The organism is Neisseria sp., from assembly GCF_030530745.1.
GTDB lineage: Bacteria > Pseudomonadota > Gammaproteobacteria > Burkholderiales > Neisseriaceae > Neisseria.
Map to the genome: position 1 here is coordinate 73,133 of NZ_JAUMUI010000004.1, position 14,941 is coordinate 88,073.

At 57.0% G+C, this 14,941-nt stretch carries 10 protein-coding genes; 5 read left to right on the forward strand and 5 right to left on the reverse strand.

Going from position 1 to position 14,941, the window contains the following annotated elements:
- The first annotated feature begins 50 nt into the window (after positions 1-50).
- Together Q3970_RS02790 and prmC are read left to right on the forward strand one after the other, a co-directional pair.
- Positions 51-5,576, forward strand: coding sequence for an Ig-like domain-containing protein (locus tag Q3970_RS02790; RefSeq protein WP_303099086.1), 5,526 nt, complete (start codon positions 51-53; stop codon positions 5,574-5,576).
- A 96-nt stretch (positions 5,577-5,672) separates the two neighbouring features.
- Positions 5,673-6,494: a peptide chain release factor N(5)-glutamine methyltransferase gene (gene prmC, locus Q3970_RS02795; RefSeq protein WP_303099087.1), complete on the forward strand. Its 822-nt coding sequence runs from the start codon at positions 5,673-5,675 to the stop codon at positions 6,492-6,494.
- 63 nt (positions 6,495-6,557) lie between these two features.
- On the opposite strand, the gene Q3970_RS02800 is transcribed toward prmC, so the two are convergent.
- Positions 6,558-7,208: an HAD-IA family hydrolase gene (locus tag Q3970_RS02800; protein WP_303099088.1), complete on the reverse strand. Its 651-nt coding sequence runs from the start codon at positions 7,206-7,208 to the stop codon at positions 6,558-6,560.
- 90 nt (positions 7,209-7,298) lie between these two features.
- Between Q3970_RS02800 and Q3970_RS02805 the strand changes: the two genes are divergently transcribed.
- Together Q3970_RS02805 and mgtE are read left to right on the forward strand one after the other, a co-directional pair.
- Positions 7,299-7,424 (forward strand): hypothetical protein, encoded by a 126-nt coding sequence (locus Q3970_RS02805; RefSeq protein ID WP_303099089.1) that lies wholly within the window; start codon positions 7,299-7,301, stop codon positions 7,422-7,424.
- A 341-nt stretch (positions 7,425-7,765) separates the two neighbouring features.
- Positions 7,766-9,157, forward strand: coding sequence for a magnesium transporter (mgtE, locus tag Q3970_RS02810; protein WP_303099118.1), 1,392 nt, complete (start codon positions 7,766-7,768; stop codon positions 9,155-9,157).
- Positions 9,158-9,223: 66 nt separating this feature from the next.
- Here the strand turns inward: mgtE and Q3970_RS02815 are convergent, their stop codons facing one another.
- Positions 9,224-9,610, reverse strand: coding sequence for a type II toxin-antitoxin system VapC family toxin (locus tag Q3970_RS02815; protein ID WP_303099090.1), 387 nt, complete (start codon positions 9,608-9,610; stop codon positions 9,224-9,226).
- Positions 9,607-9,852 carry a type II toxin-antitoxin system Phd/YefM family antitoxin gene (locus Q3970_RS02820; protein ID WP_303099091.1) on the reverse strand — a complete coding sequence of 82 codons (246 nt, stop codon included), beginning with the start codon at positions 9,850-9,852 and terminating at the stop codon, positions 9,607-9,609. Before Q3970_RS02820 ends, Q3970_RS02815 begins: the two co-directional genes overlap by 4 nt.
- 121 nt (positions 9,853-9,973) lie before the next feature.
- Here Q3970_RS02820 and recG point away from each other — a divergent pair, with 121 nt between their 5' ends.
- Positions 9,974-12,076 carry an ATP-dependent DNA helicase RecG gene (gene recG / locus Q3970_RS02825; RefSeq protein WP_303099092.1) on the forward strand — a complete coding sequence of 701 codons (2,103 nt, stop codon included), beginning with the start codon at positions 9,974-9,976 and terminating at the stop codon, positions 12,074-12,076.
- Between the two features lie 131 nt (positions 12,077-12,207).
- Here recG and argS read toward each other — a convergent pair whose 3' ends face one another.
- Both argS and Q3970_RS02835 read right to left on the reverse strand, forming a co-directional pair.
- Positions 12,208-13,926 (reverse strand): arginine--tRNA ligase, encoded by a 1,719-nt coding sequence (argS, locus tag Q3970_RS02830; RefSeq protein WP_303099093.1) that lies wholly within the window; start codon positions 13,924-13,926, stop codon positions 12,208-12,210.
- Between the two features lie 204 nt (positions 13,927-14,130).
- The gene (locus tag Q3970_RS02835; RefSeq protein ID WP_303099094.1) at positions 14,131-14,850 is read right to left on the reverse strand and encodes a cold shock domain-containing protein; all 720 of its coding nucleotides are present in this window, start codon (positions 14,848-14,850) and stop codon (positions 14,131-14,133) included.
- Between the last annotated feature and the right edge of the window lie 91 nt (positions 14,851-14,941).

The following is a 14,941-nucleotide window of genomic DNA, read 5'->3' on the forward strand; positions in this document are numbered from 1 at the left end:
ACTTTACTCTATAATATAAAAAGAAATTCACATTATTTTACGGAAAACATATGAAAGTTTACGCATTTGGCATTACACGCGACGGCAAAACAGAAACCGTGGAAATACACCCTGATCAGCCTGCGGCCGGGCAGACTCTGCCCGATGCGGCGCATCGAGTGCCGGAGGAACAGACCGAACCGGCAGTGCAGCCTGCAGCCGGGCAGGCAGAAGGCGGTTTGTGGGCGTATGCCGGTGAAACGCACGGCAGTGCGCCTGATTGGGTGCGGAAAGGTTACCGAACAGGTTTTCCGTTAGAAAAACAACAATATGCCGCGCAGGCGGGCGGTACTGCTGCCGCCGCTGCCGATGAAGGGGCTTGGCAGGCGGTCCGGCCTGTGGCGGAAGAAGTAGCCGCCGGCGGAAGTGCGGGCGGTGCAAAGTTGTGGGGAGCGGCAGCGGCGGTTTCAGGCTTGGCCGCAGCAGGCTTGGCCGCAGCACGGCGCGGGGGCGGCGCGGCAGACGGAGCCGGTCAGGCGCAGCCCGCCGCCGAGCAGAATCCTTCGGAAACACTTCCGGAAACCGTTTCCCTGCCTGCAGAACCTTCTGCACCTGCGGCCGAGTCCGAGGGGCCGTCTGAAACGGCTGGGGAAACGGAACCCTCCGCACCAGAGGTTACGCTGCCTCAGCCGGTAGTTGTTTTGCATACGCCGGCGGGCGACGGCATTGTTAATATTGCTGAATCGCAAGCTTCGGTAACGGTGTCGGGCATGGTTGGAAATGTGCGGGAGGGAGATACGGTTACGGTTGCCGTCGGCAGCCGGAGCTATGCGGCAACCATGAAAAACGGCACGTTCAGCGTGGAGGTTGAAGGCGCGGTTTTAGCTACGGCAGACGAAATCCGTGCGTTTGTTCAAACAGCCGATGCAGCAGGCAATGCTGTTGTTGCCGAAACCGGCCTGGCCTATACCCTCGACTTGCAGGCTCCCGAAGTGGCGGTTTCGATTGATGCGGTTGCGGGAGACGACGTGCTTAACCGTGCCGAACGCGCGCAAAGCACCCATACGGTTTCGGGCACGGTAACGGGAATGCAGCCCGACGAGCGGATAAGCAGCGTTACCGTGAGCGTGAACGGTGAGGATTATGCCGCCGAAGTGAGCGGCAGCGGCTACAGCGCAGATATTCCGACCGGGCAGCTGGCGGCGGCAAACGAAGTGGCCGTGCGTGCCGAAGTGGTTGATGCGGCCGGTAATACCGGCACGGCGGAACACACCCGCAGTTATCTTAATGCCGATCCCGATCCCATTATTGTGCTTGATGCGGTTGCCGGAGACGGCATCATCAATAAAGCCGAGGCCGAAAGCGGCAGCATTACCCTTTCGGGCCGTGTGGAAAATGTGGAAGACGGATCCGAAGTTACCTTGAGCGTGGGCACGCAGCACACCACCGCCGTGGTTTCAGACGGCCTGTTCGGCACGGATGTGGATGCATCGTTTTTCGGCATCGGCAGCAGCACCCGCAGCGGTTTCGGCACACTCACCGCATCAGTGAGCACCACAGGCGGCGGAGGGGCGGTAACGTTTTCTGATTCGCAGGCATACCGCATTGATTTGGAGAACAGCACCGCAATCACTATCGACGCAGTAACGGGCGACAATGTGGTGGACGGCAGCGAGCTGGCACAGCCAACCCTCACGGTTTCGGGAAAAGTAACCGACGGCAAAACGGGCGCTGCGGTAACCGTAACCGTAAACAAAACCGAACACACCGCCATGGTGCAGGCAGACGGTACTTACAGCGTTGAAGTGGAAACCGCCCGGGTGTTTCCCGGCGGGGCAGAGGGCAAATATGCCGTCGCCGCCAGCGTGCAGCGTATCGACGAAGCAGGAAACGAAGGCAGCGGCAATGCCGTTGCCTCCCGCATCTTCACGGTTGATACAACTCCGCCCGCAGGTGTGATTGTGCTCGATGCAGTAACGGGCGACAACGTGATCAACCAAAGCGAAGCGGCGCAGGCGGCGGTTACGGTTTCCGGCAAAATCACCGGCTTGGGAGAAGGCGACGATGTACAGTCGGTTACCGTTACCGTGGGCGGTAACGAATACCGCGCCGATTTGAAAGGCGCAACGTTCAGCGCACAAGTGCCGGCCGAAGTGATGGCGGCCGACACCGAAGTGAGCGCAGCCGGCACGGTTAAAGATATGGCCGGGCGCACCGCCGAAACCGCCGCCGCTACACAGGGCTACACCTATCAAACCGTGCCGCCCGAAATCGAAATCGGCATCGGCAGCATCAACGGCGGCAAAGCCGTGAATGCGGCAAAACTGCCCGAAACCGTGTTGATTGAAGGCACGCTCGCCGCAGGCACAACCGTTTCTAAAGACAGCATCGCCGTCGGCATCACCATCAACGGTACCACCTACACACCAGTGGTTTCAGACGGCCATTGGACCTTGCAACTGCCCGCAACCGCGCTGGCCGTTAATGAAGGCCGTCTGAACATCAGCGCACACGCAAGTGCGGCCGATGCTTACGGCAACACCGCCGAACACACGGCAACCGGCAGCTATGATGTGGACACCGTTGCCCCCGTGCCGACTATTGAATTAAACGACATCGCCGCAGGCAATATCATCGGCGAGAACGAGAAAAACGGCGAAGTAAGCGTTTCAGGCAAGGTGGGCGGCGAATTCAAAGCGGGCGACACCGTTGCCTTAACCGTTAACGGCGTCAGCCATGAAACCGCCGTTGACGGCAGCGGTGCGTTTGCCGTTAACGTACCCGGCGAGCTTTTGGCTTCTGCCGCCGTGCCGGTGGTTTATGCCGTTGTTAACACAACCGACGAAGCCGGCAACACCGGTTCCGCCCGAACCGGCCTCGGCTACAGCATACAGTCGGGCGATATCGGCATCAGCCTCAATGCCGTTACTGCTGACGATTTTATCAACGTAACCGAAGCCGGGCAGCAAATCGAAATTTCCGGCCGCGTGTCGGGTGCGGATGCTAAGGTTGGCCAAACCGTAACATTAACGGCAGGCGGCGAAACCCTCTATGCCGAAGTAAACGGCGATTACAGCTTCAGCGCGTCGGTAGCTGCCGGAAAACTGCTTGCAGGCAGCGGCTACACCGTGCGGGCCGCCGTGAGCGGGTTAAACGGTGCCGAAGCCGTTACCGCGCGCAGTTACGGAGTGGCCGCCGAAGCCGCAGCCGATATCGGCATCACACAGATAGGCAGCAATTTCAGCATCGGCCTGCCCCAAGCCGCCACCACCCGTATCGGCGGCATAATCGGGGTTGAAGGCGTATTCGCCGAGGGCATGAACAGCGAAAGGCTGCGCCAAATCACCGTAACCATCGGCGATAAAAGCTACACCGCAGGCGTTAAGGCCGACCGCAGCTTTTATCTGGATATCCCCGTTAAAGAATTGGCGGAATTAAACGGCGAAACGCTTGCTTTTAAAGTGGATGCCGATCCGCAGCTTTACGGTTTGGTGCAAACCGGCAGCAATGCCTACCGCATCGATGCACTTTCTCGTTATGCACCGGTGAAGGTGGAGTCGGTTATATTCGACAGCCCCTATATCAAACAGAATTCAGACGGCCTGTATGTGGTGGCCGGGGCGGAAGCGGAGCAGACCCTTATCGGCGGCACGGTGGGCGGCAGCGCCAAAGCGGGCGATACCGTAACGCTGGAAGCCGGCGGTAAAATCTACACTACGCGCGTTGGCGACGACCTTACCTTCAGCGCCAAAGTGCCGACGGAAGACTTGGCAAACGCCGAAACCCACACCGTGCGCGCCGTGTTGGGCACTACCGACGGCGCAGGCGGCAGTATCACCGTTACCGACAGCAAAACCTACGCCGCGCCGAATCAAAACAGCGGCACATTCGTCAGCGCGCACAATCAAACAAGCAGCACTGCGGCCGACGGCAGCCACACCGGCGAAGGGTATGACTTACCGTATTTCATTCAGAAAACCGGCAACCCCGGCGGCGGCAGCTACGGTATCGCCTTCGGCGGCAATACCGACGGCCCCGCCGTGGTCAAATACCACTTTATGACGCTTGAAGAAATTGCCGCCCTGCCGGAGGATTACAACCGTTATATCGACCGCAGCACGATGAGCACCTATTCGTCGGATCTGCAGGAAACCGTGCGCAACGCATATAAAGAAATCAGCGCCGCAACCAACATAGAATTCGTTGAAACCGGCAGCATGGCCGAAGCCGACACCAACTATTTCATGGGCAACCTGACCAACGGTTTCGAAGCCTCTTCCGCCATCGCCTACAACGGCGGCCTGATTGCGTGGAACAGCCGCCACAACTATATGTCGTGGGGTGAAGATTTCCTCCGCTACACCGTGCTGCACGAAGTTACCCACACCCTCGGCATGACACACACGTCCGACAGTTTTACCGGAGGTTACCTCAAAGAAGAAACCGTCGAGTTTTCCAATATGTCGTATAAAGCCTATGCCAACAACAGCCTGTTTTTAAACCAAGGCCAGTTGCGGATCTACGATTTGGCCTATCTGCATTACGCATTCGGCGTCAACCAAAACGTGCGCACCGGCGACGATACCTACACCTTCAAAAACTACAATATGTACAGCCAAGATGCCGACCGCTATATTTGGGACGCAGGCGGTGTCGATACCTTCGACGCTTCCGCCGAAAAGCAGGGGGTAAACGTCAACCTCTCCCCCGGTTCGTGGATCTACACCGGCGGCAGTCCGGAAACAACCTTCGCCGTAACCGGCAGCAGCACCTACGATATGCGCAGCTATTTCGGGCTGGGCGCTGATGCAGAACTCAGCGGCAACAGCGCCGCCACCGTAACGCTGAACACCTACACCGAAGGCCAAGCCTTTATCGGCTACGGCACGCAGATAGAAAACCTGATCGGTTCCGAATACGACGACGTACTCACCGGCAACGACGCCGACAACATCATCACCGGCGGTGCAGGCAGCGACATTTTGACCGGTGGGGCCGGTAACGATTATCTCGACGGCGGCAGCGGCGCCGATGTGCTGATCGGCGGCACAGGCAACGATACTTATATAGTCGACGATATCGGCGACACCGTTATCGAGGCCGAAAACGAAGGCGAAGATCATGTGTACAGCAGCATCGACTACACCCTCGGCGATCATCTCGAATCCCTCACCTTAATCGGCACCACGGCCGTTACAGGCAACGGCAACAGCCTGAACAACACCCTTACCGGCAACGGTGCAGACAACATACTCAACGGCGGCGCGGGGGACGACCGCATCATAGGCGGTGCCGGCAGCGATATTCTCACCGGGGGCGAAGGGCGCGATACTTTCGTATTCGACAGCGTTTTAGACGGCAGCGTCGACACCATCACCGATTTTGACGTAGATCTTGACATTATCGAGCTGCACAGCAGCATTTTTGAGAGCCTGAGTAGCTCTACGATGGAAGAATGGGAACAATATGTCCGCTACCATGCCGATACCGGCCACCTCTTTTACGACGGCGACGGCAGCGGTAGGGGCGACGCTGTCCATTTCGCCACACTCGATAAAGATTTGGAAATCAGCCGGGCCAACTTTACCGTGGTATAGAGCCCTAGGGCGTGTAGTCATAATGCTTTCTGACTACACGCCCTAAAATTATTGGCGATATAATCCGGGCCGTCTGAAACATCTGTCGAACCCGTTATGCCGCAAACCCTGAACCAATGGCTGCAAGCCTGCCCGTTGCCCAAAAACGAAGCGCGTATGCTGCTGCAACACGCCGGCGGCTACACCCGCGCCCAACTGGTTACGCGCGGGCAGGAAACGCTGCCCGAAACCGTGGCCGCCGCCGCCGCCGCGCTGGCCGATCGCCGCATCGGCGGCGAACCGGTGGCCTACATTCTCGGCACGCGCGAATTTTACGGCCGCACTTTCCAAGTGAACGGCAGCGTGCTGATTCCCCGCCCCGAAACCGAACATCTGGTCGAAGCCGTGCTCGAGCACCTGCCGCCGAACGGGCGGGTGTGGGACTTGGGCACAGGCAGCGGCATCATTGCAATAACCGTTGCACTCGAGCGCCCCGATGCGCTCGTGCGCGCTTCCGACATCAGCCCCCAAGCCTTGCAAACCGCCGCCGCCAACGCCCGCGCGCTCGGCGCAAACATCGAATTTGCCTGCGGTTCGTGGTTTGAGGCGGGCGGGCCGTCTGAAAACCAATCCTACGACATCATCGTTTCCAACCCGCCCTATATCGAAGCGGGCGACAGCCATTTGCAGCAGGGCGATTTGCGTTTCGAGCCGCAAAACGCGCTCACCGATTTTTCAGACGGCCTAAGCTGTATCCGCACGCTGGCGCAGGAAGCCGGCCGGCGGCTCAAAGCCGGCGGCATGCTGTTGGTGGAACACGGCTATAACCAAGGCGCGGCGGTGCGGGCGCTGTTTGAGCAAAACGGGTTTGCGCAAGTGGAAACGCGGCAGGATTTGGCGGGATTGGACAGGTTGACGTTAGGCCGTCTGAAAACTTAGTGCACATATAGGGTCAAGCCCGATAATGACGAAATCAAACATTTCAGACGGCCTCAATGTTTTTCACAACCCTGCCAGCAGCCTGGGCAGTTCCGACAAATCATCGATAACCGCCAAACAGCCCGCCTGCCGCAATTGTTCCGCCGGATGGGCGCCGGTGGTGATGCCCACGGCGCGGGCGCCGGCGTTGGCGGCCATTTCCAAATCGTAAACGGTGTCGCCTACCACCAGTGCGTCGGCAGGGCTAAGCCCCAGCTCGTCGCACAGCTTGAACACCATGTCGGGTGCGGGTTTGGAGGGCTGCTCGCCCGCGCAGGCGGTGGCCAGCCAAAAGCCGGCGGTGCCGGTTTGGGCGATGGCTTTGTCCAGCCCGCTCCTGCCTTTGCCGGTGGCCACCGCCAGCCAATAGCCTTGCTGCTTGAGGGTTTGCAGGCAGGGGAGGGCGCTGTCGAACAGTTTCATGTTGTGGTTGTTGGGGTTGAGGTAATGGTGGGCGTAGGTTTCGGCCAACTGTTCTTTGGTGTGGATGTCGGCATCGGGTGCGAGGTGGCGGATGATGGTAACAAGATTGTAGCCGATTAATTTTTTAACGGCGGCGGCTTCGGGGGCGGGCAGGCCGCATTCGGCGAAGGTTTGCCGGAAAGTATCGATAATCGGGCCGGTGGTGTCGGCCAGCGTGCCGTCCCAGTCGAAAATAATCAGTTTGGGTTTCATATCGGTTTTCCTTTCCGGCCGTTTCCCGTTTTTAAGTCTCATTTTAAGAAACAATTAAAGGCCGGCTTAAAGCGGCTATCGGGAACACATATGAGTAACAAAATGAATAAAAAAGGTAGAAACAGCAGCTATTATAGTGAAAATCCAATTGATGCTGTATTCGTATTTGGGTTTGAAAAAATCGTCAAGTTTGAGCAGCCTGCCCAAAAACACTAAAAAGAAAAAACTGCTCAAGCAGAAGGTTTTAAAAAATGTTGGGTTTAAAAAATAAAGCCGTCTTGGCTGCGTTCAGACGGCCTATTATCCGATTGTGCCGCCGTATTCTGTAAATCTTGGTAAGGCCGTCTGAAAGGGTGTAGAATACGCGCCGTTTCCAACCACACGCCTGAACGGTTCAGGCACGTATCATGGACCTTCCCAGTTCATTACCAGCCGCACACAACCCCACCGTTTAACCACCCCGCCGGAATACTGCCCCCGCACTTCAGGCGGGCGGAGTATTTATGAGCATCGAAGAAAATACCCCCGAAACCGCCGAAGCGGGCAAAACAGGACGTATGCCGCTCGACATCGGACGCATCCACGCACTTACCGAGGCCCTGCTGCCCGCAGCCGGGCAGATTGAAAACAACCTGCCCGTTGAAGACGAAACCTTAAACGCCAAACTGGTCGAGCTCATTGCCGTGCTGCACGAGCTGCACCCCGCCGACGTGGCGGCGGTGCTCGAATCGCTGCCACCCAAAGAGCGTTCGATGGTGTGGCATCTGGCTTCGCCCGAAGAAGACGGCGAGGTGCTGCTGGAAGTTTCCGACGCGGTGCGCGAAACGCTGATCGGGTCGATGGACAAAGAAGAGCTGCTCGCCGCCGTAGACGATTTGGACGCCGACGAGCTGGCCGAGCTGGCGGGCGGCCTGCCGCACCAAGTGGTATATGAGGCGCTGCAAACCCGCGATGCCGAAGAGCGCGCGCAGGTGCAGGCGGCGATGTCGTATGAAGACGATCAAGTGGGCGCGATTATGGATTTCGAGCTGGTGAGCATCCGCGCCGACGTGGCCTGCGAAGTGGTGCTGCGCTACCTGCGCCGTTTCGAGAGCCTGCCCGACCACACCGATAAAATATTCGTGGTCGACGAAAACGACATTCTGCAGGGTGTGCTGCCCATCCGCAAACTGTTGGTGGCCGACCCCGACGAGCTGGTGGAAAACGTGATGGCCACCGACGTGGTGCGCTTCCACCCTGAAGACAACGTGGAAGAAGCCGCACAGGCCTTCGAGCGTTACGACTTGGTAACCGCCCCCGTGGTCGATGAAAACAAAAAACTTATCGGCCGCATCACCGTCGACGAAATGGTCGATGTGATCCGCGAAGAGGGCGAAGCCGATATGTTGAACATGGCCGGTTTGCAGGAAGACGAAGACTTGTTTGCCCCCATTTGGCACTCGGTCAGAAACCGCTGGGTATGGCTGGCGGTAAACCTGTGCACCGCCTTTATTGCCAGCCGCGTTATCGGCGCATTTGAAGGCAGCATCGAAAAAATCGTGGCGCTGGCCGCGCTGATGCCGATTGTGGCGGGTATAGGCGGCAACTCGGGCAACCAAACCATCACCATGATTGTGCGCGCGATGGCCACGGGGCAGATTTCCGGCACCCAGGCCGGCCGGCTGCTGAAAAAAGAAGTGGGCGTGGCACTGGCCAACGGCCTGATTTGGGGCACGGTGATGGGTGTGATTTCATGGTTGATGTATGGTAGTTTGGGCATCGGTCTGGTTATGGTGGCCGCGATGACGCTCAACCTGCTGCTCGCCGCCACCGTGGGCGTGCTGATTCCCGTTTTGATGGACAAAGCCGGCCGCGATCCCGCGTTGGGCAGCTCAGTGCTGATTACCGCCGTAACCGATTCGGGCGGCTTCCTGATTTTCCTGGGGCTGGCCACGATGTTTTTGCTGTGATGCCTGTATCGTGAACCAAAGGCCGTCTGAAACGTTTCAGACGGCCTTCATTATGGAAATAAAGTTTCACCTGCCTGCATCGATTACCCTGATTCCGTATTGCGGGATATATCCGTCAACAGTCATCAGCTCCAAACCTTCTGCTTGGGTCTGGGCAATCAGCATTCTGTCAAAAGGATCCTGATGTATCGCAGGAAGCAGGCCGGCCTGCTTTGCGTGGAAGAAATCTATCGGGAGGCGTTCAAAATCTTCCTGCCCGATAATCTCGAAAAATTCTTCGGGCAGTTTCAGCAGCCCCTTATTCAGCTTGATTGAAATTTCCCAAATACTTGCAGCACTGACAAAAATCAGATTGTTGGAGTTTTCGATCAGTTTTCGGGCATTTTCCCCTAACTTCCCATCATCCAGCAGCCACCACAGTACCACGTGCGTATCTAATAGGATTTTTCTCATAGGGACGATGCCTCAAATAAATCTGCGGTCTCTTTATCACTTTCAAGGATTCGCGAAATATCGGTGTTTTCGGAATGGCTGAATTTTTTCAGACTGCCTGCTTTCCGTTGTTGTTTGACAATGCAGGTTAATTGAACGCAGGGCTTGCCCGCCTTGGCAATAATGACTGTTTCTCCGGCCTCGGCCTTTTGTATCAGTTGGCTGAGATTGGTTTTTGCCTGATGGATATTTGCTTGGAACATAATCATGCCTTTTCTTAGTTCAGTTAGCTAATTATAGCCGGTATTCAAACGGATGGCGACCCAACTTAATGTTCACATAGGAGGCCGTCTGAAAACGTTTTTCAGACGGCCTTTGGTTCATATGCCGCCGGATAGCGTTCAAAAATCGTTTAAAATAGCCACTTCCACCGCTTTCCTCAACGCTATGACCCCCGAACACCAAAAGCTGCTCAAAATCAACGACGCCACGGCCAAGAAGCTTGCAAAGCTCAACCTCGACACGCCGTGGGACGTGGTGCTGCACCTGCCTCTGCGCTATGAAGACGAAACGCACATCATGCCGATTGCCGATGCGCCGCTCGGCACGCCGTGTCAGGTGGAAGGAGAGGTGGTTCATCAGGAAGTGCAGTTCAAGCCGCGCAAGCAGTTGGTCGCGCAGATACGCGACGGCTCGGGCAGCGTGCTGCATCTGCGCTTTATCCATTTTTACCCAAGCCATCAAAAGCAGCTCGCGGCGGGTAAACGCATACGCGCGGTGGGCGAAATCAAGCACGGGTTTTACGGCGACGAGATGATACACCCGAAAATCCGCGATGCCGAAGGCAGCAGCCTGGCCGAAAGCCTCACGCCCGTGTATCCCACCGTAAACGGCCTCAACCAGCCGACCTTGCGCCGCATCGTTCAGACGGCCTTAGACACGGTTTCCCTGCACGACACTTTGCCCGATGAATTATTAGGCCGTCTGAACCTGCCGCACTTGGCCGAAAGTCTGCGCCTGCTGCACGCACCGCCGCCGAGTTTCACCATCCACCAGCTTTCAAACGGCACTTTGCCCGCGTGGCAGCGGCTGAAGTTTGACGAACTGTTGGCGCAGCAATTATCCATGCGTTTGGCACGGCAAAAGCGCATCAGCGGCCAAGCCACGCCCCTGTGCGGTACGGGCGAACTCACGGCCAAGCTGATGGCCGCGCTGCCGTTTGCACTCACCGCCGCACAAGAGCGCGTGCTCGCAGAAATCCGCAGCGATATGGCACAAACCCATCCCATGCACCGCCTGCTGCAAGGCGACGTGGGCAGCGGCAAAACCATCGTGGCCGCGCTTTCCGCGCTGGCCGCCATCGAAGCGGGCTGCCAAGCGGCAGTGATGGCGCCCACCGAAATTCTGGCCGAGCAGCATTACGCCAAGTTCAAACAATGGTTCGAACCGCTGGGTTTGAGCGTGGCATGGCTCTCCGGCAGCCAGCGCAAAAAAGCCAAAGACCAAAACAAAGCCGCCATTTCAGACGGCCTTGTGCATATCGCCGTGGGCACGCACGCGCTGTTTCAAGACGACGTGGCCTTTCCCGATTTGGGGCTGGTGATTGTGGACGAACAGCACCGCTTCGGCGTAGCTCAGCGTTTGGCCTTGAAAAACAAAGGGCAGGACGTGCATCAGCTCATGATGTCGGCCACACCGATACCGCGCACGCTGGCAATGAGTTTTTTCGCCGACCTCGACGTTTCCGTCATCGACGAACTGCCGCCCAGCCGCACCCCGATTAAAACGCGCTTAGTGAATAGTGTACGCCGCGCCGAAGTGGAAGGGCTGGTGTTGGGCGCGTGCCAAAAAGGGCAGCAGGCCTATTGGGTCTGCCCGCTGATTGAAGAAAGCGAAACCCTGCAACTGCAAACCGCCACCGAAACACTGGCCGAGCTTCAGACGGCCTTGCCCGAACTCAATATCGGCCTCGTGCACGGCCGCATGAAACCCGCCGAAAAAGCCGAAGTGATGGCCGAATTTTCCGCAGGCCGTCTGAATGTGTTGGTGGCCACCACCGTGATTGAAGTGGGCGTGGACGTGCCCAACGCCGGCCTGATGGTCATCGAACACGCCGAACGCATGGGCTTGGCGCAACTGCACCAGCTGCGCGGCCGCGTGGGGCGCGGCGCAGCGGCCAGCTCGTGTGTGCTGCTGTTTTCCGAACCCTTAAGCGAACTCGCCAAAGCGCGCCTGAAAGTGATTTACGAACACACCGACGGCTTTGAAATCGCCCGCCAAGATTTAAACATACGCGGCCCCGGCGAATTTCTCGGCGCACGCCAAAGCGGCGTGCCGATGCTGCGTTTCGCCAATTTGGAAGAAGATTTGCAGCTGCTGGAAAAAGCCCGCGAAATCGCGCCCAAGCTGATTGAAGAGCGGCCGGATATTGTGGAGGCGCATTTGGAACGGTGGCTGAGCAGTAGGGAAGGGTATTTGGGGGTGTGAGCGGATGTTTTAAGGTATCGAAAAGAATTTTGCAAAGGTCTCAGGCCGTCTGAAAAAAGTTTTCAGACGGCCTGAACAGATTTGGCAAAGGTTTCGGCTTTTGATTGCCGCGGTATGTCCGAAGTTTCCGTTTACATCACTTCCAGCGTTTCAATCCCCAACAGTTCCAAGCCCTGTTTCAGCGTTTCGCCGGTTAGCGCGGCCAGTTGCAGGCGGGTGTTGCGGGTTTGGCCTTCGGCTTTCAGAATCGGGCAGGCTTCGTAGAAACGGGAAAACAGCGTTGCTGTTTGGTAAAGATAAGCGGCCAGATAATGCGGGTAGGATGTGTCGGCGGCGTTTTGCAGCACGTCTTCAAACTTCAGCAGCTCCACCGCCAGCTGTTTTTCCAGCGGCTCGCTCAAGGTTAAAGCGGCGGTTTTGTCCCATTCGCCCGCTTTGCGGAACACGCTTTGCACGCGGGTGTAGGCGTATTGCAGGTAGGGCGCGGTATTGCCTTCGAAGCTGAGCATCACATCCCAGTCGAACACATAATCGCTGGTGCGGTTTTTGCTCAAATCGGCGTATTTCACCGCGCCGATGCCGACGGTACGGCCGATTTTCGCTGCTTCTTCCGCCGCCAATTCACTGTTTTTGCTTTGCACCAAAGCGGTGGCGCGCTCGACCGCTTCGTCCAGCAAATCCACTAATTTCACAGTATCGCCCGAACGGGTTTTGAACGGTTTGCCGTCTTTGCCCATCATGGTGCCGAAGCCGATAAATTCGGCTTGAACATTTTCGGGCAGCCAGCCGGCTTTGCGTGAAACGTTAAACAATTGTTCAAAATGCAGTTTTTGACGGGTATCGACCACATACAGCAGGCGGTCGGCTTTAAGTTTGCCTACGCGGTAACGCACGCAGGCCAAATCGGTGGTGGAATAGAGAAAGCCGCCGCCTTGTTTCTGCACGATAAAGGCGGCGGGGTCGCCGTCTTGGTTTTTGAATTCGTCGAGAAACACCACTTTGGCGCCGTCGTCGTCCACCGCCAAGCCTTTTGCGCTCAATTCGTTGATAACATTGTGCAAATCGTTGTTATAAATAGATTCGCCCGCCACATCATCGGGTGTGATCAGCAGGCCCAAGGTGTCGTACACGTTTTGCGCGTGGCGCAGGGAAATTTCGACGAACTGTTTCCACAAGGCCAGCACGGTTTCGTCGCCGCCTTGCAGTTTCACCACATATTCGCGGGCGGTGTCGGCAAAGGCGGGGTCTTTGTCGAAGCGCACTTTGGCGTTACGGTAAAACTGTTCCAAATCGGAAAGTTGGAATTCGGTATTGTGTTGCTGCTGCTCGACCATATAGGCCACCAGCATGCCGAACTGTGTGCCCCAGTCGCCGACGTGGTTTTGACGGATAACGGTGTGCCCCAAAAAGCCGAGGATGCGGGCGATGCTGTCGCCGATAATGCTGGAGCGCAAATGGCCGACGTGCATTTCTTTGGCAAGGTTGGGGGAGGAATAGTCAATCACCACGGTTTGTTTGTTTGCCGCCTCCGCCACGCCGCAGCGCGCATCGTTTAAGGCCGCGCGCAGGTGTTTGGCCAAAAAGCCCGCATTCAGGCGCAGGTTGATAAAGCCGGGGCCGGCAACTTCGGCACTGTCGATAACGGCGCTGCCCGCGAGCGCGTCGGCCACTTTTTGCGCCAGCTCGCGCGGGTTCTGCTTGGCCTGCTTGGCGGCGCCCATCACGCCGTTGATTTGGAAGTCGCCGAAACCGGCGTTTTTGGCGGGCTGCAAAATCACCGGCGCGCCGGCGATACCGGCGGCGGCAAAGGCTTGTTCGGCTTCTTGGGAAACGGTTTGGTATAGGTTCATTCGGATAATGCTCGGGTCAATCAAACAGGTAAAGGCCGTCTGAAACGGCCTGCGGGTTCGGGCATTATTTTAAAAGAAATCGGCGCGGGGTTGTAGCTTTTCTTTGGACGGGTGGGGAAGCAGGAAGGCCGTCTGAAAACGGGCGGGCGGTTTTCAGACGGCCTCAAGGTAGTTTTGCAAAGGCGTTAGGCGGCTGTATGTGGTTTATTTTCGCCCGCCCTGCTGATTCGGGCTGCCGCCGTCAAACCACTTCAAGCCGTTGCCGTTTTCTTTGCCGCTGTTTCGGCCGGACTGTTCCCGGCTGATTTCGACGGCAAACTGTTTTTCGCAGGGAACGCCGTTTTTATCGCCGTCCATTTTCACATTGGGGCAATGCTTCAGAAAGAATTTGGCTTCTTCGTAAGATTTCATTTGCGAGCAGTATTGCCTGCCGTCGCATCTGAATGCGGAAGGGGGTCTGCTTTTTTCCGTAGCCTCCACCGCTTCTTTCCAGGCGCGGCGTTCGGCTATCATTTTTTCGGCCACTTCGTCTACCACTACGGCGTTGTTGGTTTGGCTTGCACGGTAGGTCTGCCAATAATCCAGGCCGTAATAGCCGGCGGCGCCGAGCAGGGGGATGCCGATCAGGGCGGCGGCCATGCCTGCGAGCCAGCGGTTCAGGTTTTTGGGGGTATCTTCATTTGATTCGGCTGCGGTTGCGGCGGGTGTGCGGCGGCGGTTGAGGTATTCGATGTTTTTGGCTTCTTCGGTGCCGCGCTTGTTGCTGACAATTTCAAAAGATACGGTTTCACCGTCGCGCGGCGGCGGGTTTTCTGTTTCGAATTCGCCGATGTGGGCGAAAATTTCCGATTTGGTTTGTTCTTCTTTAATGAAACCGAAGCCGAGCTCATAGTCCCAGCGCATGATGGTGCCGTGGTAACGCATATTTTCCCTTTTTGGTATTGTTGTTATGCAATTGCGTTATTTTAAAAGAAAGCCGTTTGAAACACATCATTTTTTTGACTGTTCTTAATAT